This is a genomic window from Geodermatophilus saharensis (assembly GCF_900188205.1).
GTDB classification, from domain to species: Bacteria; Actinomycetota; Actinomycetes; order Mycobacteriales; family Geodermatophilaceae; genus Geodermatophilus; species Geodermatophilus saharensis.
This window is the reverse complement of the sequence record NZ_FZOH01000005.1, coordinates 320,870-340,455: the sequence shown is the minus strand read 5'-3', so window position 1 is coordinate 340,455 and position 19,586 is coordinate 320,870. Positions and strand designations below refer to the sequence as shown.

Here is a 19,586-nt window from a genome sequence, read left to right as displayed (position 1 = left end):
GTAGACCGCCGAGCGCACGAGCGGGTGGTACAGGGACACGACGCCCTCCTCGACGCGCAGCAGCCCGGCGCGCTCGGCCTCGTCCAGGGCGTCGTCGCCGGCACCGAGACGCTCCGCGGCGTGGCGGACCACGGCCGGCCGGCCGGTGTCGTCGGCCGCGGCGACCAGCAGGAACCGCTGTGCCGGCTCGCCGAGCCGCCGGAACCGGTCGAGGAACGCCCGCTCCACTCCGCCGGTCAGCGGCAGCTGCGCGGGCAACGGCGCCCGCCCGGCCAGCTGGTCGGCGGTGAGGGCGTCGGCGAGCTCGCCCAGCGCCAGCGGGTTCCCCCCGGTGGCGGTCACCAGCCGGTCGCGCACGCCCGGGTCCACCGCAGCACCGGACCGAGCGGCCAGCACCGCGTCGGCGTCCGCCCCGGCCACGCCGCCGAGGACGACCGTGGGCAGGTCGGGCGCGTCGAAGCGGCGGGTGTCGCCGTCGCGGGCGGCGAACAGCACCGCGACCCGCTCCACCTGCAGCCGGCGCGCGACGAACAGCAGGGCCGCGGCCGAGGCGTCGTCGAGCCAGTGCGCGTCGTCGACGACGGCCAGCACCGGCGCCTCCTCGGCGGCGTCGGCCAGCAGGCTCAGCGTGCCCAGGAACACGAGGAACCGGTCGCCCTCACCGGCGGACTCGCCGAGCGCGGCACCCAGCGCCGCGCGCTGGGGCGCGGGCAGCGCGGGGAGGGAGGAGCGCAGCGGCCACAGCAGCCGCTGGAGCGCGGCGAAGGCCAGCGGGGACTCCGACTCCACGCCCGAGGTGCGCAGCACCGTCATGCCGGAGGCGGAGGCGACGGCGTCGGCCAGCAGCGTCGACTTGCCGGCCCCGGCCACGCCACGGACCACCAGCGCGCCACCGGTCCCGGTGCGCGCACCGTCGAGCAGGGCGGCGATCGCCGCGCGTTCGGGGTCCCGTCCGGCCAGCACGGGCCTCGACGGTACCGATCCGTCGAGCGGGCGGACCGGGCCGTTCACCGGTTCCCCAGGCGGGTGCGGGTCCGCTCCCCCGCGGCGCAGAGCCGGCGGCGGACCTCCTCCCACGACGGAGGCGGATCAGCGGGAGCGGCCCGCCAGACGACGACCACCGGGGGGCGCAGCAGCGGACGGAGCTCCCGCTGGGCAGCGGTGTGCAGCGCGCCGCGCTCGAAGGCGGCGAGGGACGTCCGACGGCTCCAGGCCGACACCACCCACAGGCTGCCGCCGGTGAACCGCAGGGCGTAGCCGGTCAGGTCGGGCGTGCGGTCGAGCTCCGCACGGAGGCGGTCGGCCCAGGAGACGACCGGGCCGGCATCCGCACCGGCCCTCAGCCGCAGCCGCACCCCGACCAGCGTCAGGACGGCGGAGGGGGTGACCGCCGGCCCGACCGGCGTCCACGAGCTGCTCCGCACTCCCCCATGCTGGGGATCCCCGCCGGCGGTCGCACCGGCGAGATCGCCGGGCCGGACCCGTCGCACGGGAGTCAGTCGAGCGGGTGGGCGGCCAGCTCGGTGCGGCTGCTCACGCCGAGCTTGGCGAAGACGTTGCGCAGGTGGAAGTCGACGGTGCGGGGGCTGACGTACAGCTGCGCTGCGGCGTCCCGGTTGGACAACCCCTGCCGCACCAGCCGGGCCACCTGCACCTCCTGCGGGGTGAGGTCCACCACGGTGGAGACGTCGCGGCGGCGGGTCGTCTCCCCCGAGGCCCGCAGCTCCTGCCGGGCGCGGTCGGCCCACCGCCGGGCACCGAGGTCCTCGAACGTCTCCAGGGCGGCGCGCAGGTGGGGACGCGCGTCGACCCGGCGCCGGGAGCGGCGCAGGAAGGCGCCGTAGGCGAGCTGGGTGCGGGCCCGGTCGGGTGGGCGCTCGGTCGTGGCGTGCGCGGCGAGGGCCCGCTCGAAGTGGCGCTCGGCCTCCGCTCCGTCCCCGAGCAGCCCCAGGCCGTGCTCGGCCACGGCCCGCGCCCAGACCGAGTCGGTCGCCTCGGCGAAGGCGGCCACCTCCGCCACCCAGGCGCGGGCCAGCTCCGGTCGCCCGGCCCGCACGGCGGCCTCGATGCGGTCGCCGGCGGCCAGCCGGCGGGTGATCGGGTGGCGGATCTGCTCCAGCTGGTGCAGCGCGCCGGCGGGGTCGGCGGCGTCGCGCAGGCCGCGGGCCCAGCGCAGGACGTCGGGCACCACCTCGGCCAGGATGCCGAGCGGGTGCTCGGCGCAGATCTGCTCGGCGTCGGCGAGGTGCTGGTCGACGGTCTCGTCGCCGCGCAGCGCGGCCAGCAGCGCCAGCCAGGCCGTCGGCAGGGCGGCCAGCCCGCGGTGCCCGGACTGCCCGGCCAGCGCCAGCGCCTCGGCGGCCGCGGCGCGGGCGGTGGTCCACCGCCCGCTGGTCAGCTCGGCGAACCCGAGCCGGGCCAGGGAGTAGAGGGCCATCAGCACGGCGCCGGTGCTCCGGGCCCGGGTCAGCAGCTGCTCGTGGTACCGCCGGATCAGCGCGTCGTCGCCCAGGTAGACCGCCGCGATGCCGAGGTTGGGCAGCAGGTCCTGGTCCTCCTCGGCCAGGTGCCCGGCGAGGGCGAACGCCTCGGCGAGCGGACCCGTCGCCGTCCGCCAGTCACCGCGCACGGCGGCGTCGAGGCCGTGCAGCAGATCGGAGAAGCAGCGGGCGCGCAGCGGCGCGCCGGGTACCGGCGCGGGGACCAGCGCGGTCGGGTCGACGGCGCTGCCGGACCGGGCCCCGAACGCGGCGAGCGCCACGGCGAACATGGCCATCTCCCGCGCCCGCTGGTGGTCGTGGGGGGCGACCTCCGCGGCGGCCTCGAGCACCATCCGCTGCCCGGTGTGCAGCGACCCGGTGTTCCACTCGATGCGGGCCCGCAGCCGCAGGACGTCGGCGCGCAGCAGCGGGTCCCGGGCCTGGGCCGCGGCGGCGTCGACCAGCGCCCGGGCCCGGTCCGGCTGGGCCGCCAGCCAGGCGGAGCGGGCCGCGGCGTAGAGCCGCCCGGCCTGGGCGTCCCCCGCCGGGGAGAGCTCGGCGGCGCGTTCCCACGCGGCCGCGGCCGCCTCCAGACCGCCGCGCGCCCGGGCCCGCTCGGCGGCCGCGTCGAGCTCGGCGACGACGGCCTCGTCCGGCTCCTCGGTGGAGGCCGCGAGGTGCCACGCGCGCCGGTCGGCCTCCTCGGGACCGGTCAGGACGGCGGCGAGGGCCCGGTGGGCCCGGCGGCGCTCGGTGCTGGTGACGGCGCCGTAGACGGCCGAGCGCACCAGCGGGTGCCGGAGGTCGACGGCGGCGTCGCCGGTGCGGAGGAGGCCGGAGCGCTCGGCGGCGACCAGCGCGTCCTCGCCCGCCCCCAGGGAGGCGGCCGCCCGCTGCACCACCCGCGCCCGGCCGGAGTCGTCGGCGGCTGCCACCAGCAGCACCGTCCGGGCCTGCTCGGGCAGCCGCCGGTAGCGGTCGAGGAAGGCGCGCTCCACGCCCTCGGTCACCGGGAGCCGGGCGGGCAACCGCGCCCGGCCGGAGAGCTGCTCCGGCGTCAGGGCCTCCGCGAGCTCCACGAGCGCCAGCGGGTTGCCCCCGGTGCTCGCGAGCAGCGCGTCGCGCACGTCCGCCGGGACCGACACCCCGGCGCGGGTGCCGAGCAGCTCACCGGCCGCGTCGGCGCCGATGCCACCGAGCCAGAGGCGGGGCAGGTCGCCGCTGTCGAACGTGCGCACGTCGGCGTCGCGGGCGGCGAACACGAGGGCGACCCGCTCGACCTGCAGCCGGCGGGCCACGAACAGCAGCGCCGCGGCCGAGGCGTCGTCGAGCCAGTGGGCGTCGTCGACGACGGCGAGCACCGGGCGGTGCTGTCCGGCGTCGGCGAGCACGCTCAACGCCGCCAGGAAGACGAGGAAGCGGTCGCCGGGGCCGTCGTCGACCTCGCCGAACGCCGCACGCAGCGCCCGGGCCTGCGGCTGCGGCAGGTGCGGCACGCGCTCGTCCACGACCGGGCGCAGCAGCCGCTGCAGCGCGGCGAACGCCAGCGGGGACTCCGACTCCACACCCGAGGTGCGCAGCACCGTCATGCCGTCGGCCCGCGCGACCGCGTCGGTCAGCAGCGCGGACTTGCCCACACCCGGCTGCCCGAGCACCACCAGGGCCCCGCCCCGCCCGGCCCACGCCTCGTCCACCAACGCCGCGACGGCCTCGCGCTCGCGGTCCCGGCCGGACAACACGGCGAGACCCTAGACCGGTCCGGACGGGACCGAGTCGTTTCCCGGCGCACGACCGGCTCCCCATCCCGGCGAATTCGCCGGCGAGACCCGGCCCCGCCGACGGCGACGGTGACAGGCGCACCGAGACCTGCCACCGAGGAGACGACCGTGTCGATCCACTCCGCCGCCGAACCGGCAGCGCACGCCCACGGGCACGCCCACGCGCACCCCTCCCCCCACCCGACCCCGCCCGCCGTCGACGAGCCGCGGCGGCCGTGGACCGTCTTCGGCCTGATGATCGCCGCACAGTTCATGGTCATCCTCGACGTCTCCGTGGTGAACGTCGCGCTGCCCTCGATCAGCGAGGACCTGCGGCTGTCCGCTGCGGACTACCAGTGGGCGATCAGCGCCTACGTGCTGCTGTCCGGGGGGCTGCTGCTCCTCGGCGGGCGGATCGCCGACCTGCTCGACCGGCGCCGCGCGTTCCTGGCCGGCGTCGGCCTGTTCACCGCCGCCTCGCTGGTCAGCGGCCTGGCCCAGACCCCGCTCACGCTGGTCCTGGCCCGGGCGGCGCAGGGCGCCGGCGCCGCGCTCCTGACCCCGGCCGCGCTGTCGATCGTCATGACCGCCTACGCCGGCCGGCAGCGGCAGACCGCGCTCGCCGTCTGGGGCACCGTCGGCAGCCTGGGCATCGCCGCCGGTGTGCTCTTCGGCGGCGCGCTGACCAGCGCCCTGGGCTGGCGGGCCGTGTTCTTCATCAACGTGCCGATCGGCGTGGTCGTGGTCCTCGGCACCCTGCGCGCCGTCGCCCGTGGCGAGAGGCGGCCGGCCGCCCTGCGACGGCTGGACGCACCCGGCGCACTGACCCTGGTGACCGGCCTGCTGGCCCTCGTCTTCGGCATCGAGGCCACCCGATCGGCCGGCTGGACCTCGGCCCGGACGTGGATCGCCCTGGCCGCTGCCGCGGTCCTGCTGACGACGTTCGCCCGGCTCGAGCGGCGCGCCGCCGACCCGCTCGTGCCACCGGCCACCTGGCGGATCCGGTCGCTGGTCTCCGCCTCGGCGGTGATGGCCGGCGTGACCGGTGCCGTGGTCGGCGCGATCTTCCTCAGCTCGCTGTACCTGCAGGCCGTCGTGGGGTCCTCGCCGGTCGTCGCCGGGCTGCAGTTCCTGCCGCTGGCCGGCGCGATCACCCTGGCCGCCGCCGCGGCGTCGAAGGCCATCGGCCACCTCGGGGCCCGCACGCTGATCCTCGGGGGTCTGGTCGTCATGGCCGCCGGCGTGCTGCTGCTGGCCACGAGCGCCGGAGGCACCTCCTACGCCGCCGACGTCCTGCCCGGCTTCCTGCTCGTCGGCGCCGGCGTGGGCCCGATGTTCGTGGCCATCGCCGTCGCCGCGATGAGCGACGTCCCCGCCGACCGGTCCGGGCTGGCGTCCGGGCTGATGATGACCGGCCACGAGATCGGCGCCGCGCTCGGCGTCGCCGGGCTCACCGCGATCGCCGGCGACCTCGCCACCCGCGCCGGGCTCGTCGACGGCTACGGCCGCGCCTTCGTCGCCACCGCCGTCGTCCTCGCCGGCCTGTTCCTGCTCACCCTGCTCGCCGTGCCCGCCGGCCGGCCGGGAGCCGGAGCGGGCGCCCACGGCCACGGCGCCCACGGCCACGGCGCCCACGGCCACGGCCCCCACGGCCACTGAGCCGTGGGCCGGGATCGCCGGTCCTGCCGGGACCGGCGATCCCGGCGATCTCCCCGGTGTGAGCGCCGCCCCCGACCCGCAGGGTCCTTCCCGTCCGCCCGACCACCCCCACCGAGGAGCCTCCCGTGCCCTTCGCCCACGAGTACCTCGCCCGGTCCCGCGCGCAGGAGCTGATCCGCGACGCCGACCGGGCCCGCCGCACCCGGTGCCTGCGGCCCTCCCGGCCCTGGCGCCGCCGTCCCCGCCGGTGCTGCCCCTGACCGTGCAGATCCCGGCGGATTCCCCGGTGAGAGGGCCCCGCCTCCGCACCGACGCTCGTCCCCCGACCCACCACCCCGCACCCCGAGGAGTCCCCATGCTGTCCAGCACGCCGCGCACCTTCGTCGGCTCGACCACCTTCACCGTCACCGGCATGACGTGCGACCACTGCCGCCGCGCCGTCACCGAGGAGATCGCCGCCGTCGACGGCGTCGGGTCGGTCACGGTCGACCTGGCCAGCGGCACCGTCACCGTCACCGCCGAACACCCCGTCGACCGCGCCGACATCGCCGCCGCCGTCGACGAGGCCGGCTACGCCCTCCTCCCGTGACCCCCACCCACCCCTCCTGGAGGCCCGCCGTGTCCACCCCGACGCCCACCCGGGACACGCCGACCGCACCCGCGCACGTCCCGCACCGCCTCAGCGCCCGGAGGTTCACCCGCCACTTCCTCGAGATGGTCGTGGCCATGGCCGTCGGCATGGTGGCCCTGCACCCGGTGTGGACCCTCGCCCTCGACGCCGTCGGCGCCCCGTGGCTGATGTCCAACCCCTACACCGGCGCGCTGGTCATGGCCACCGACATGACCGTCGCGATGTCCGCGTGGATGCGGGTCCGCGGGCACCGCTGGCGACCCATCGCCGAGATGGGCGCGGCGATGTACCTGCCGTTCCTGGTGCTGTTCGTGCCGCTGGCGCTCGGGCTCATCGGCGAGGGCGCCCTCCTGCTGTGGGGCCACGTGCTCATGCTCCCGGCGATGGCCGCGGCCATGCTGCTGCGCCCCGCCGAGTACGCCTCCTGCTGACACCGGAGCCCGCGATGACCCCTCCCGCCATGACCCCTCCCGCCATGACCCCTCCTGCCACCCCGATCCGCCGCGCGGCCCCCGCCGACGCCGCGACCGTCGCCGCGCTGGTCCGCGAGATCGCCGCCCACGAGCACCAGTCCGAGCACGTCCAGGTCACCGACGAGCAGTGGCAGCAGTTGCTCGGGCGCCCGGACGTCGTCGTGCTCGTGGCCGAGTGCGACGGCGTCGCCGTCGGCTACGTCTCCGCCGTCCGCCGGCTGCACCTGTGGACCGGCGGTGACGTGCTCGACCTCGACGACCTCTACGTGCGCCCCGGGCACCGCGACGCCGGCGTCGGCCGGCGGCTGATGGCCGCCCTCGCCGCCCTGGCCGCGCCCGAGCAGCTGCTCGTCCGCTGGGGCGTGGAGGCCGACAACGTCGACGCCCAGCGGTTCTACCGCCGCCTGGGCGCCACCCTCCGGCCGAAGGTCGTCGCCGCCTGGACACCCGCCGCGTACACCGCCGTCGGCTGAACCGCCCGCCGAACCCGGCGATCCTCCCGGTCCGAGGGCGCCGGCCGCGCCGAACGATCGGACCCGAGCCCGATCCCGTCCCCCCAGGAGACCGCGATGACGACCACCGCACCGGCCGCCCCCGCCGCGGCGACCGAGCCGGCCAGCTGCACCCTCGACATCGGCGGCATGACGTGCGCCTCCTGCGTCGGCCGGGTGGAGAAGGCCCTCAACCGCGTCGACGGCGTGGCCGGCGCCGAGGTGAACCTGGCGACCGAGGCCGCCACCGTCCGCTTCGACCCGGCCCGGGTCGGCCTGGCGGAGCTGACCGCCGCGGTCACCCGCGCCGGCTACACGGCGACCCCGCGCCGCGAGGCCCCGCCCGAGGCCGGGCCGCCCGCCGGGCCGGCCGCCGCGCCGGACGGGGCGCCGGCCGGCGACCCCGACCGGCACCTGACCGCGCTGAAGCGCAGGTGGCAGGTCACCCTCGCCGTCGGTCTCGGCCTGATGGTCCTGATGTACGTGCCGCTGTACCTCGACGCCATGGACTGGCTGATGCCGGCGGTCCTCGTCGTGGCCACCGTCGTGCAGTTCTGGGCCGGCCGGGACGTCTACCGCGCCGCCTGGACCGCCGCGAGGCACCGGTCGACGAACATGAACACCCTGGTCGCGCTGGGTACCGGCGTCGCCTACGGCTACAGCGCCTTCGTCACCCTCTGGCCCGCGGCCGCCGAGCGGTGGGGGCTGCCGCTGCACGTGTACTTCGAGACGGCGCTGGTCGTCCTGGCCCTGGTCCTCGCGGGCCGGTGGATGGAGGCCCGCGCGAGGAAGCAGACCGCCGCGGCGATCACCTCCCTGGTCGGCCTGGCACCGAGGACGGCGCGGGTGCTGCGCGAGGGCGCCGAGGTCGACGTCCCGGTCGAGCAGGTCGTCGTCGGCGACCTGGTCCGGGTGCGGCCCGGCGAGAAGGTCCCGGTCGACGGTGTCGTCACCGACGGCGCGAGCGCGGTCGACGAGAGCATGCTGACCGGCGAGAGCCTGCCGGTGGACAAGACCCCCGGCGACACCGTCATCGGCGCCACGCTCAACCGCACCGGCACCGTCGTGCTGCGGGCCACCGCCGTCGGCGCCGACACCGCGCTGGCCCAGATCGTCCGCCTGGTCGAGGATGCGCAGGGCGCGAAGGTGCCGCTGCAGCGGCTCGCCGACCGGGTCTCGGCCTGGTTCGTGCCGCTCGTCCTCGGCCTGGCCGCGGCCACGTTCCTCGCCTGGGCGCTGTTCGGCCCGGACACCGGCCGGCTGACGATGGCCATCACCACCACCATCGCGGTGCTGATCATCGCCTGCCCCTGCGCGCTCGGGCTGGCCACGCCGACCGCGGTCATGGTCGGCACCGGCCGCGCCGCGGAGCTCGGCGTCCTCATCGGCGACGGCGACGCGCTGGAGACCGCCCGCCGGGTCACCGCCGTCGTCCTGGACAAGACCGGCACCATCACCCGGGGCCGGCCCGCCCTCACCGGGGTCACCCCCACCGGCGGGTGGGCCGAGGAGGACCTCCTGGCGCTGGTGGCGGCCGCCGAGACCGGCAGCGAGCACCCCGTCGGCGAGGCGATCGTGACCGCCGCCACCGACCGCGGGCTGGCGCTGCCGCCGCTGCGCTCCTTCGACGCCGTCCCCGGCCACGGCGTCGACGCCGTGGTGGGCGACCGGCACGTCCTGGTGGGCAACCGGGCCCTGATGGCCGCCCGCGGTGTCGACGTCGCCGCGCTGCAGCCCATCGCCGCCGCCGAGGCCGCGGCCGGGCGCACGCCGATGTACGTCGCCGTCGACGGCCGGCCGGCCGCGGTGCTCGCCGTCGCCGACACGGTCAAGCCCGGGTCGGCCGAGGCGGTCGCCCAGCTCGAGGCACTCGGCCTGTCGGTGTGGATGCTCACCGGCGACGACGCGGCCACCGCCGCCGCGATCGCCGACCAGGTCGGCATCGAGCACGTGCTGGCCGAGGTGCTGCCGGCCGACAAGGCGGCGCAGGTGCGCCGGCTGCAGGAGCAGGGCCACGTCGTCGCCTTCTGCGGTGACGGCGTCAACGACGCCGCCGCGCTCAGCGCCGCCGACGTCGGCATCGCCATCGGCACCGGCGCCGACGTCGCCATCGCCGCCTCCGACGTCACCCTGGTCGGCGGGGACCTGCGCGGCATCGTGTCGGCGATCGCGCTGTCCCGGCGCACGGTGACCACGATGAAGCAGGGGCTGGGCTGGGCCTTCGGCTACAACCTGCTGCTCATCCCGGTCGCGGCCGGCGCCCTGTACTGGTGGGACGGGCTGCTGCTGGACCCGGTGCTGGCGTCGGCGGCGATGGCGATGAGCTCGGTCAGCGTCGTCACCAACGCGCTGCGGCTGCGCCGCTTCCGCCGCCCCACCACCGCCGCGGAGATCCTGTCCCCGCCGCTGCGCGCCCGCATCGGCCAGTACGCCCACCTCACCGGCATCGCGGTGGTCGCGCTCGCCCTCGGCGCCGGGCTGACCGCGGTGTCGCGGATGGACGTCGCCGAGCGCGGCATGAACGGCCAGCTGGCCTGGACCCAGGGCACCGGCATGCCGATGCGGCCGGCGATGAGCGTGATGATGACCGCCGAGGTGCCGGCGACCGAGGCCGCCGACGCCGGGCTCGACGTCCGCCTCGACCTGCCCGACGACGTGCGCCCGGGCGAGCCGGCGCGGCTGGTCGCCACCGTCGTCGACGGTGGGACCGGCGAGCCGGTGGAGGACCTCACCCGCAGCCACGAGGCGTGGATGCACCTGATCGCCACCCGGGAGGACCTCGGCACGTTCGCGCACGTCCACCCCGAGCCCACCGGCGAACCCGGGCAGCTCGCCGTCGACGTCACCTTCCCGACCGCGGGCCGGTACGTCGTCAACACCGAGTTCCGCCGGCAGGGCGAGATGGCCGACGTCCACTCCCGGCAGGTGGTCACCGTCGCCGGCCGCACGCCGGAGCCGGTCGTCCTGGCGGCCGGGCCGCGCAGCGTGGTCGTCGACGGCGTCCGGGTGGACCTCGAGGGCGACGCCGAGGTCGGGGGCGTGAGCGACCTGCGCTTCGCGCTCACCGACGCGGCGACCGGCCGCCCGGTCGACGACCTGCAGCCCTACCTGGCCGCCGCCGGTCACGTCGTGGTCATGCGGGCCGACGCGACGACGTTCGCGCACGAGCACGCCGAGGTCGAGGACGCGTCGGGCCGGCCGGTGTTCGCCCTGCCGGGCCAGGCCTTCGGCCCCGAGCTCGACGTGCACGCCGAGTTCCCGACCGCCGGGACCTACCGGCTGTGGGCGCAGTTCCGCCTGGCCGACGGCGACGTGATCACCGTCCCGTTCATCGTCGACGCCGGCTGACCCGGGCAGCGACGACGCAGTGACCACGGACCCTTCCTCGGGTACGACCGCGGGTCTACCGTCCGGGCGTCCCCACGGGGGAACGGCACCGAGCCGACCGGAGGCGGCCATGCTGAACGACAGCCGCGTCGAGGCGAACATCCCCGCGAGCGACCTCGACCGGGCGCGCGACTTCTACGCCGACAAGCTGGGCCTCACCCCCGTCGCGGAGGTCGAGGGCGTCCAGCTCACCTACCGCACCGCCGGCGGGACGGCGTTCAGCGTCTACCGCACCGACCTCGCCGGGCAGGCGGGGCACACGCTCGCGCAGGTGCACGTCGACGACATCGAGTCCGAGGTCCGCGACCTCGAGGCCAAGGGCGTGCGCTTCGAGCACTACGACATGCCCGGCGTCGACTGGACCGGGCCCATCGCCTCGATCCCGGGGATGGGCCGGGCGGCCTGGTTCACCGACAGCGAGGGCAACATCCTCTGCGTCGACCAAGCCGGCTGACCGGGCGACGCCCTCCGCCGCCGGGCCGTCGTGCTCGCGTCCGTGGCGTTCGCTGCCCTCCCGTGAGCCGACCGCCCCTGCGCCGGCCGGGCGGTCGGATAGGCTCTCCTCGAACGCCCGGCGTCGGGCGTCGATGTTGCGTCAGGCAGCGGCGTAGCGCAGATGCGGAGCCCACCGTGGGGTTCGCCGCCGAGGTCACGCCCCGGTTCCGATGAGACCGGAGGCCCGCGGTGGCCCGCAGCGACGAGCAGCGGTCCAGAGAAGCGGCCGAGGCGCTGGAGCACCTGGGCCAGCGGTCCTTGGCGGAGCTCTCCATGGAGAGCCTGCTGCAGTCGATGGCCGACCTCACCAAGAGGGTCATGCCCGGTGACCCGGAGGCGTCGGTCACGCTGCTGATCAGGAACGAGCCCAGAACGGTCGTCGACACCGGGCCGCTGGCCCTCGGGCTCGACGAGGCCCAGTACCGCCGCGGGGACGGGCCGTGCCTGCACACCGCCCGCCACGGCGTCCTGGTGGAGATCGGCGACACCCGCGTGGACAGCCGGTGGCCCGACTACGGCCGCCACGTCACCGCACACGGCGTCCTCGGTCTGCTGGCCGTGCCCCTGGTCCTCGCCGGGGAGGAGCAGGTCGCGGGATCGCTGAACGTCTACGCCCGGAGGGCGGACGCCTTCGACGAGGCCAGCCGGGCGGTGGCCACCGGGCTCGCCCCCTACGCGGCGGTCGCCGCCGGGACCGTCCAGGCGTACCGCAAGGCCCGGGAGGCGGCCGACAACCTCCAGATCGCGCTCGAGTCCCGAGCGGTCATCGAGCAGGCCAAGGGCATCCTGATCGAGCGCCACGGAATGACCGCCGACCAGGCCTTCGAAGCCCTCGCCACGGTGTCCATGAGCAGGAACGTCAAGGTCCGCGAGATCGCCGAGACCCTGGTCCTCACCGGCGAGCTGCCGCCCGTCCGATCCCGGTCCCGGCGATCAGCCGACCAGGCGGTGCACCAGCGAGACACCTGACGTCCGTCGCACCCGCGCAGCCGCGGCGGCCACCCGGGGGGCGTGCCGCGGTCAGGCCCCGCCACTCCAGACCGGGGGTGGCGGGGCCGCCCCCGGACACCCGGGGCGCCGGTCAGGCCTCGCTGCTCGGGGTGCGGCTCGCACCGTCGACGATGGCCTGGGCGATGTCGCGGAGCTTGCGGTTGGACCGCTGCGAGGCGGCCGCCAGCAACTGGAAGGCCTCTGCCGCGTCGCAGCGTCGCTGGCTCATCAGGACGCCCTTGGCCTGTTCGATGACGGCCCGCGTCTGCATGGCCCGGTCCAGGTTCTCGGCGAGGTCGCGGGTGCTCTCGTAGAGGTGCACGTTGTGCACCGCCACGGCGACGTAGGAGGCGAACGCCCGGGCGACGTCCCTGGCCTCGTCGTCGAACGCGTCGGCCTCGACCGCGTAGAGGTTCAGCGCACCGTGGACGGTCTGGCGCACCGGTACGGGAACCGACATCGAGCTCAGGGAGCCGCGTTCGACGCACGCCTGGGCGTAGTCCGGCCAGCGCCGCTCCCCGCGGGCGTCGGTGATCTCGCGGATCTCCTCACCGACCGCCGCTTCCAGGCAGGGGCCGTAGCCGCGACCGTACTGCGACTCGTCGAGGTCGAGCGCCAGCTTGCCGGTGAAGGCGGCGGTGGTGGCCTTGTCGTTGGTCACCAGGCTGACCGAGGCCTCCGCGACGCCGGGGATGACCTGCTTGGCCAGGTCGGCGATCCTCTGCAGCATCGCGTCCAGGGAGGTGTCGCTGAAGGACAGCTGCCCGAGTTCGGCGAAGGCATCGTGGACGTCCAGGTTCTCGGGCGGCCGCTGATCGTCGTCGGGGCTCATCGCAGTCCGCTCTGTCAGGTCCGGCCGGTCGACGGAGGCTCGACGCCGGAGGGGGCCGCCCGTGGCGGGTGGCCCGGAGTCCGCAAGGCCACCTGCATGACCTGTCAGAGGCCGCTGGCGCGACGCACCCAGCAACGTACTCGCCCGTCGGGGTCCCGTCCCCGAGCGGATGGGGCCTCGCCGCCGGCGGTGGCCCTGAGACGCGACGGGATCACGGGGCACACGGGATCACGGGGCACAGCGCCTCGTGCACCGGCAGTCCCGGGATCCGTGGTGACGAGTCACCGGAGGCTCGTGACGCCCGCGTCGACCGCGACTGCGACCACGACTGCGACCGGAGACGACCCAGGCCGCTCTCCCGAGGGAGAACGGCCTGGTCGTCGGGGTGGAGCTGAGGGGACTCGAACCCCTGACCCCCACACTGCCAGTGTGGTGCGCTACCAGCTGCGCCACAGCCCCGTTCCCGGCCCGGCCGGTGTCGTCCGGACCGAGGAGAACTGTACATCGCCGCCCGGGACCGCCCGCGCGGGGGGTGGCGGCGCGTCAGACCTCGACGCCGCGCTCGGCCAGCCAGCCGACGGGGTCGATCCGCTCGCCGTCCATGCCGCCCTCGTGCACCTCGAAGTGCAGGTGCGGCCCGGTCGACTGGCCGCGGTTGCCCAGCAGCGCGATCGTCTCGCCGGCCTCCACGTACTGCCCCGGCTCGACGAGGATCTCCTCCATGTGGCCGTAGACGGTGACGTCGCCGTTCTCGTGGAGGACGTAGACGGCCAGTCCGAAGCCGCTGGCCGCACCGGCGCGCACCACCACGCCGTCGGCCGCGGCGTACTCCGGCGTGCCGATCGGGGCGGCGAGGTCGATGCCGTAGTGGAAGGTGCCCCAGCGCGAGCCGAAGCCGCTGGTGAACCGCGCGCCGTCCACCGGCAGCACCGCCTTGGGCCGGGCCGCCTCGGCGGCGGCCGCGGCGGCCTCCGCGGCGGCGGCCTCGGCGGCGGCGCGCTCCGCGCGGGAGGCGGCGACCTCCTCCAGCCGGGCCTGCGCCTCCGCCTCGGTGATGGAGGCCATCGGCATGACCTCGACCGCCTCGTCGCCGGTGGCCAGGTCCATCGCGCCGAGCACCGGGGTCGGCTCGGCGGCCGCCTGCGGCGATCCGGGCACCCCGACGACGGCCGCGCCCACGGCGCCGGCGACCAGCGCGGCGACGAGCAGGGAGGGACGGCGGTCGCGCAGGCCGCGACGCCGGTGGACGGGCGCGGGGTCGGCTGCCACGGGGGCCGGGACGGCGTCGACCGGGACGGCGTCGACCGGGACGGCGTCGACCGGGACGGCGTCGACCGGGACGGCGTCGACCGGGACGGCGTCCTCCTCCACCGCCAGGAGTGCGGTGGGGAGCGCGGCCGGCCCCGGGTCGGCGACGACGTCGTGGTCGGCCGTCCGCGGTGCGGGCAGGACCGCGGCCCAGGGCGCCGGGTCGGCGGGGCGGACCGGCGGGAAGCCGCGCAACGGCGAGACCGGGCGGGCCGCGGCGCGCCGGTGCGCGCCGGTCCGGGGGCCGGGCACCTCGCGGCGGGCGTCGCTCGAGGGCCGCGGCAGCAGACCCGCCTCGCTCCGGTGACTGGCCAACGCTCGTACCCCGCTCGTGGGAAGCGGCCCCCGTGGGCCCGATCAGGACCCAGCGATCCAAACACACCGTGACCGTCTCGTGACCCTCTGCCCGCGTGTCGCTGGATGACGCGCCGTGTGTGCCGAGTCACGTCGCGCAGCCGCGTTTGGGCGACCGCGCCCCGGGGCAGGTCCTGCCTCCGGCGTGGAGAAGCTCGCGCCGGTCCGACGCTCACCCGCCGGGCCGACACCCCGCCGACGCCCGCGTACCGCACCGCGCCCGGCGCCCGACGCGACACGCCGCAGGACTCGCCGCCACCGCCGGCCGCCGCCTCCCCCGGGGGTGCGGCCGCTCCGGTCGGCGTGATCCCATGATCGTCCCCCTGCGGGGTCCGTGGACGCCTCGTGGCAGCGGTGCGACCGGTCGTGCCCAGCACCGACCCTGGACAGGAAGGACCGATGCCTCGATGGCGCAGCCCGAGCGTCCTCCGCGGGAGCACCCGCGGAGCCGGACGGCCCCCGCGGAGCCGGCGGTGGCACCCGTCGTCCGCATCCGGCCGCTGACCGCCGCGACGCTCGAGCAGCACGGGGCCCGCCTCACCGTCCCCACCTACGACCGCTCGGCGCTCGTCCCCGCCGTCGTCCACCTCAGCGTCGGCGGCTTCTCGCGCGCCCACCAGCTCACCTACTTCGACGAGGTCGCCGAGCGGCGCGTGTCCGGCGGCTGGGGTGTGGTCGGGGTGGGGCTGCGGCACCGGTCCATGCAGGAGGCCCTGGCCCCGCAGGACAACCTCTACACCGTCGTCGAGCGCAGTCCCGACGGCGAGCGGGCGCGGGTCGTCGGCGTCCTCACCGACTACCTCTTCGCCCCCGACGCCCCCGCCGCCGTGCTCGACCGGCTCACCGATCCCCGGACGCGGGTGGTCACGATGACCATCACCGACGCCGGCTACCTGCTCGACCCGTGCACCGGGGCCTTCACCCCTGACGACGACGTCCGGCACGACCTCGCCCACCCCGGGCGCCCGCGCACGGTCTTCGGCTTCCTCGTCGAGGCGCTCGACCGCCGCCGCTGGGCCGGCACCGCGCCGTTCACCGTGCTGTCCTGCGACAACCTGCACCGCAACGGCGACGCCACCCGCACCGCGGTGGTCGGCTTCGCCGCGCGGCGCGACGAGGTGCTCGCGCGCTGGATCACCGACCGCGTCGCCTTCCCCAGCAGCATGGTCGACCGCATCACCCCGCAGACCGCGCCCGAGGAGCGCGCGGCGCTCGCCCGCCGGTACGGCGTCGACGACCGCTGGCCCGTCGTCACCGAGCCCTTCTCGCAGTGGGTCATCGAGGACGTGTTCTGCAACGGCCGCCCGCCGCTGGACCAGGTGGGCGTGCGGTTCGTGCGCGACGTCACCCACCACGAGCTGATGAAGACCCGGCTGCTCAACGCCACCCACTCGGCGCTGGGCTACCTCGGCACGCTCGCCGGGCACGAGCGCATCGACGTCCTCATGGGCGACCCGGTGTTCGACGCCTACGCCCGGCACCTCATGGACGACGAGGTCACGCCGCTCATCCCCTGCCCCGAGGGCATCGACCTCGACGAGTACAAGGCCACGCTGCGGCAGCGCTTCGCCAACCCGGCCATCGCCGACCGGCTGTCCCGGCTGTGCCGCCGCGGCTCCACCAAGCTGCCCCAGCACCTGCTGCCCTCGCTGCGCCAGGCGCTGGCCGAGGGCCGCCCGCACGGCCTGCTGACCCTCGCGCTGGCCGGCTGGGTGCGGTACCTGCAGCGCACCGACGATGCCGGGCTGCCGCTGCCGGTCGAGGACGACCGCGGTGCGCACCTGCAGGCGCTGGCCCGCGCCGGCGGTGCCGACCCGCGCCCGCTGCTCGCCGAGCGGAAGGTGTTCGGCGACCTCGGGACGGTCCCCGGCTTCCCCGGGGAGCTCGCCGCGGCCCTGCACCGGCTCGCGCACGACGGCGTCCGCGAGACCGTCGCCGCCGCCACGGCCGCCTCGGCCGCCACCGCCTCCGCCACCACGACCGCCGCGAGCGATCGGTGACCCCGCCCCGCGCAGGCGGGGCGGCCGCAGCAGTCCTCCCCCGGGACGTCGTGGCCGGCCTGACCGCGCTCCTCTGCGACGCCGACGGCAACCTCTTCCCCTCCGAGGAGCCGGCCTTCGTCGCCTCCGCCGAGGTCACCAACCGCCTCCTCGCCGAGCTCGGCGACGCGCGCCGGTTCACCCCCGAGGAGCTGCGGCTGGCCACCACCGGCATGAACTTCCGGACGACGTCGCGGCGGCTGGCCGCCGAGGCGGGCCGGCCGGAGGTCGACGTCGAGCCGTGGGTGGCCGAGGAGAAGCGCGCGGTCACCGCCCACCTCGGTGAGCACCTGCGCCCGCACGAGCCCACCACGGCGGCGCTCACCGCCCTCGCGCCGCACCTGCGGCTGGCCGCGGTCAGCTCCAGCGCGCTGGGCCGCCTCGCCGCCTGCTTCACCGCCACCGGCCTGGACGAGCTCATCCCCCCGGGAGCCCGGTTCAGCGCCGAGGACTCCCTGCCGACGCCGACCAGCAAGCCCGACCCGGCCGTCTACCTGCACGCCTGCGCGCAGCTGGGCATCGCGCCGGCGCAGGGGCTGGCGGTCGAGGACTCGGTGCCCGGCGCCCTGTCGGCGGTGCGCGCCGGCTGCCCGACCGTCGGCAACCTGCTCTTCGTCCAGCCCGCCGAGCGTGCCGAGCGGGAGGCCGCGCTGCGCGAGGCCGGGGTGCTGGCCGTCGTCTCGTCCTGGCAGGAGCTCGCCGACACGCTCCTGCCCGTCCTGACCGGAGGTGGTCGATGAGGATCGTCTACACCAGCTTCCGCGGCCTGTTCTCCGACAGTCCGCGGGCCGTCTTCGAGGCGCTGCGCGCCCGCGGCGACGACGTCACGCACACGTGGCTGACCGCGCCGGTCGCCGAGCACGCCTTCCCGGACGACGTCGAGACCGTCCCGTTCGGCAGCCCGGAGAGCATCGCGGCCCTGGAGTCCGCCGACGTCGTCGTCTCCAACGACCACGTGCCGCTGGACTGGGACAAGCGGCCCGGCGCGTTCTACCTGCAGACCTGGCACGGCACCCCGCTCAAGCGGATCCACAACGACGTCCTCTGGGCGCCGGAGGGCCGGCTGGCCTACCTGGAGCACGACATCGCCCGGTGGGACGCGATGCTGTCGCCCAACCCGTACAGCACCGGCCGGTTCCGGCAGGCCTTCGGCTTCCGCGGGCCGGTGCACGAGACCGGCTACCCCCGCAACGACCTGCTCTCCAGCCCCCGGCGCGACGAGGTGCGCGCGGCGGTGCGGGCCGGTCTGGGCATCGGCGAGGACACCCGGGTGGTGCTCTACACCCCCACCTGGCGCGACGACCTCGTCTTCGAGGGCACCGGCGGGCGGGACTTCGACTTCCCCGTCGACCTCGGCGACTTCACGGAGCGGCTGGGCGGGGACCACGTGCTCCTGCTGCGGCTGCACAACATGGTCTCCAGCCGCCTGGAGTCCATCGAGGGACTGCCGGTGCGCGACGTCTCCTCCCACCCCGACATCCGTGACCTGTACCTGGCCGCCGACGTGCTGGTCACCGACTACTCGTCGACGATGTTCGACTTCGCGATCACCGGCCGGCCGATCCTGCTGTTCCCGTACGACCTCGCGGAATACCGCGACCGGCTGCGCGGCTTCTACCTGGACCTCGAGGAGGTCGCGCCCGGCCCGCTGGTCACGACCAGCGGCGAGCTGGTCGACGCGATCGCCGATCTCGACGCCGTCACCGCCGCGCACGCCGAGCGCTACCGGCGGTTCCGCGAGACCTACACCGCCCTCGAGGACGGGCACGCCACCGAGCGCGTCCTCGACCTGTTCTTCCCGCCCGGCGGTCCCGCCGGTGCGGCTGCCACGACCCGAGGAGGGGACGACAGTGCGATTCGCTGACCTCACGCAGACCACTCCGGCACGCAGCTTCGGGCTGCGCGCCAACCGCCAGGCCGCGCGGCCGCAGACCCGCCCCGTGCAGGTCGTCGTCCTGGCCGCCGGGATGGGCACCCGGCTGGGCCGCCCGCTGCCCAAGCCCCTGACGCCGCTGCACGACGGCCGCAGCATCCTGCAGCGCCAGCTCGACACGGTCGGGCAGGTGCTCGGCCCCGCCGTCGACGTGACCGCCGTCGTCGGCTTCCAGTGCGAGCTGGTGATGCAGGCCGCCCCCGACCTGCGCTTCGCCTACAACCCGCACTACGCGCGGACCAACACCAGCAAGAGCCTGCTGCGCGGGCTGCGCGCCACCGGACCGGGCGGGGTGCTGTGGCTCAACGGCGACGTCGTGTTCGACGCCGCCGTCCTCGAGGCGATCGCCCCGGCGCTGCAGGCCGACGAGAGCTTCGTGTGCGTCGACACCTCGGTGGTCGGCGACGAGGAGGTCAAGTACACCCTCGACGCCGAGGGCTGGATCGACGGGCTGTCGAAGACGGTGGAGGGCGGCCTCGGTGAGGCCGTGGGCATCAACCACGTCTCCGCGGCGGACAAGGCCGTGCTGGTCGAGCACCTGGAGGCCTGCGGGGACCAGGACTACTTCGAGCGCGGCATGGAGACGGCGATCGCCGAGGCGGGGCTGCGGTTCCGGCCGCTGGACATCTCCCGCTGGGCCGCCGTCGAGGTGGACTTCGAGGCCGACCTGGACCGCGCCAACGCGCTGTTCTCCGGCCCGCGGCCGCACCTGCACCCCGTCCCCGACGACGTCCCCGACGGCACCGTGTGACGGCCC

The 19,586-nt window shown here is 76.2% G+C and carries 17 protein-coding genes and 1 tRNA gene; 12 read left to right on the top strand and 6 right to left on the bottom strand.

What is annotated here, in order from left to right:
* The 3 genes from CHC04_RS15010 to CHC04_RS15000 form a co-directional block, all read right to left on the bottom strand.
* On the bottom strand, nucleotides 1–963 hold a 963-nt coding region (locus CHC04_RS15010; RefSeq protein WP_176450023.1), incomplete at its 3' end, for an AAA family ATPase.
* Between the two features lie 44 nt (nucleotides 964–1,007).
* Nucleotides 1,008–1,424, bottom strand: coding sequence for a hypothetical protein (locus CHC04_RS15005; protein WP_089404736.1), 417 nt, complete (start codon nucleotides 1,422–1,424; stop codon nucleotides 1,008–1,010).
* 71 nt (nucleotides 1,425–1,495) lie between these two features.
* Nucleotides 1,496–4,219 carry a helix-turn-helix transcriptional regulator gene (locus tag CHC04_RS15000; RefSeq protein WP_089404735.1) on the bottom strand — a complete coding sequence of 908 codons (2,724 nt, stop codon included), beginning with the start codon at nucleotides 4,217–4,219 and terminating at the stop codon, nucleotides 1,496–1,498.
* A gap of 147 nt (nucleotides 4,220–4,366) precedes the next feature.
* Here CHC04_RS15000 and CHC04_RS14995 point away from each other — a divergent pair, with 147 nt between their 5' ends.
* From CHC04_RS14995 to CHC04_RS14965, 8 genes are all read left to right on the top strand, one after another.
* Nucleotides 4,367–5,896, top strand: a complete 1,530-nt coding sequence (locus CHC04_RS14995) for an MFS transporter (protein WP_089404734.1) — start codon at nucleotides 4,367–4,369, stop codon at nucleotides 5,894–5,896.
* 125 nt (nucleotides 5,897–6,021) lie between these two features.
* Nucleotides 6,022–6,156, top strand: a complete 135-nt coding sequence (locus CHC04_RS25360) for a hypothetical protein (RefSeq protein WP_281252245.1) — start codon at nucleotides 6,022–6,024, stop codon at nucleotides 6,154–6,156.
* 95 nt (nucleotides 6,157–6,251) lie between these two features.
* A complete protein-coding gene (locus tag CHC04_RS14990; protein WP_089404733.1) occupies nucleotides 6,252–6,485 on the top strand; it encodes a heavy-metal-associated domain-containing protein in 234 nt (77 codons plus the stop codon).
* Between the two features lie 29 nt (nucleotides 6,486–6,514).
* On the top strand, nucleotides 6,515–6,958 hold the full coding sequence (locus tag CHC04_RS14985) for a hypothetical protein (protein WP_089404732.1): 444 nt from the start codon (nucleotides 6,515–6,517) through the stop codon (nucleotides 6,956–6,958).
* Between the two features lie 14 nt (nucleotides 6,959–6,972).
* Nucleotides 6,973–7,473, top strand: coding sequence for a GNAT family N-acetyltransferase (locus CHC04_RS14980; protein ID WP_245817243.1), 501 nt, complete (start codon nucleotides 6,973–6,975; stop codon nucleotides 7,471–7,473).
* Nucleotides 7,474–7,569: 96 nt separating this feature from the next.
* Nucleotides 7,570–10,839, top strand: a complete 3,270-nt coding sequence (locus CHC04_RS14975) for a heavy metal translocating P-type ATPase (RefSeq protein WP_089404730.1) — start codon at nucleotides 7,570–7,572, stop codon at nucleotides 10,837–10,839.
* Between the two features lie 109 nt (nucleotides 10,840–10,948).
* Entirely contained in the window at nucleotides 10,949–11,332 is a 384-nt protein-coding gene (locus CHC04_RS14970; protein WP_089404729.1) for a VOC family protein, read from the top strand.
* Nucleotides 11,333–11,562: 230 nt separating this feature from the next.
* A complete protein-coding gene (locus tag CHC04_RS14965; protein WP_245817242.1) occupies nucleotides 11,563–12,342 on the top strand; it encodes a GAF and ANTAR domain-containing protein in 780 nt (259 codons plus the stop codon).
* Between the two features lie 112 nt (nucleotides 12,343–12,454).
* Here CHC04_RS14965 and CHC04_RS14960 read toward each other — a convergent pair whose 3' ends face one another.
* The 3 genes from CHC04_RS14960 to CHC04_RS25010 form a co-directional block, all read right to left on the bottom strand.
* Nucleotides 12,455–13,195 carry a GAF and ANTAR domain-containing protein gene (locus CHC04_RS14960; RefSeq protein WP_089404728.1) on the bottom strand — a complete coding sequence of 247 codons (741 nt, stop codon included), beginning with the start codon at nucleotides 13,193–13,195 and terminating at the stop codon, nucleotides 12,455–12,457.
* A gap of 386 nt (nucleotides 13,196–13,581) precedes the next feature.
* Nucleotides 13,582–13,654: transfer RNA gene (locus CHC04_RS14955), tRNA-Ala, on the bottom strand.
* Nucleotides 13,655–13,738: 84 nt separating this feature from the next.
* On the bottom strand, nucleotides 13,739–14,818 hold the full coding sequence (locus CHC04_RS25010; protein ID WP_245817240.1) for a M23 family metallopeptidase: 1,080 nt from the start codon (nucleotides 14,816–14,818) through the stop codon (nucleotides 13,739–13,741).
* 512 nt (nucleotides 14,819–15,330) lie between these two features.
* Between CHC04_RS25010 and CHC04_RS14945 the strand changes: the two genes are divergently transcribed.
* The 4 genes from CHC04_RS14945 to CHC04_RS14930 are packed head-to-tail and all read left to right on the top strand — an operon-like array spanning nucleotide 15,331 to nucleotide 19,580.
* On the top strand, nucleotides 15,331–16,857 hold the full coding sequence (locus tag CHC04_RS14945; RefSeq protein WP_245817238.1) for a mannitol dehydrogenase family protein: 1,527 nt from the start codon (nucleotides 15,331–15,333) through the stop codon (nucleotides 16,855–16,857).
* Nucleotides 16,854–17,636, top strand: coding sequence for an HAD family hydrolase (locus tag CHC04_RS14940; RefSeq protein ID WP_089404726.1), 783 nt, complete (start codon nucleotides 16,854–16,856; stop codon nucleotides 17,634–17,636). Before CHC04_RS14945 ends, CHC04_RS14940 begins: the two co-directional genes overlap by 4 nt.
* On the top strand, nucleotides 17,633–18,760 hold the full coding sequence (locus tag CHC04_RS14935) for a CDP-glycerol glycerophosphotransferase family protein (protein WP_089404725.1): 1,128 nt from the start codon (nucleotides 17,633–17,635) through the stop codon (nucleotides 18,758–18,760). Before CHC04_RS14940 ends, CHC04_RS14935 begins: the two co-directional genes overlap by 4 nt.
* Nucleotides 18,747–19,580 carry a phosphocholine cytidylyltransferase family protein gene (locus CHC04_RS14930; RefSeq protein ID WP_245817236.1) on the top strand — a complete coding sequence of 278 codons (834 nt, stop codon included), beginning with the start codon at nucleotides 18,747–18,749 and terminating at the stop codon, nucleotides 19,578–19,580. The genes CHC04_RS14935 and CHC04_RS14930 overlap by 14 nt, the downstream gene beginning before the upstream one ends.
* The last annotated feature ends 6 nt before the right edge of the window (nucleotides 19,581–19,586 follow it).

What these genes read in the sequence shown, in the direction of transcription:
- CHC04_RS14990 (WP_089404733.1), top strand. Translation starts at nt 6,252, where the DNA reads ATGCTGTCCAGCACGCCGCGCACCTTCGTCGGCTCGACCACCTTCACC.
- CHC04_RS14980 (WP_245817243.1), top strand. Translation starts at nt 6,973, where the DNA reads ATGACCCCTCCCGCCATGACCCCTCCCGCCATGACCCCTCCTGCCACC.
- CHC04_RS14975 (WP_089404730.1), top strand. Translation starts at nt 7,570, where the DNA reads ATGACGACCACCGCACCGGCCGCCCCCGCCGCGGCGACCGAGCCGGCC.
- CHC04_RS14970 (WP_089404729.1), top strand. Translation starts at nt 10,949, where the DNA reads ATGCTGAACGACAGCCGCGTCGAGGCGAACATCCCCGCGAGCGACCTC.
- CHC04_RS14960 (WP_089404728.1), bottom strand. Translation starts at nt 13,195, where the DNA reads ATGAGCCCCGACGACGATCAGCGGCCGCCCGAGAACCTGGACGTCCAC.
- CHC04_RS14935 (WP_089404725.1), top strand. Translation starts at nt 17,633, where the DNA reads ATGAGGATCGTCTACACCAGCTTCCGCGGCCTGTTCTCCGACAGTCCG.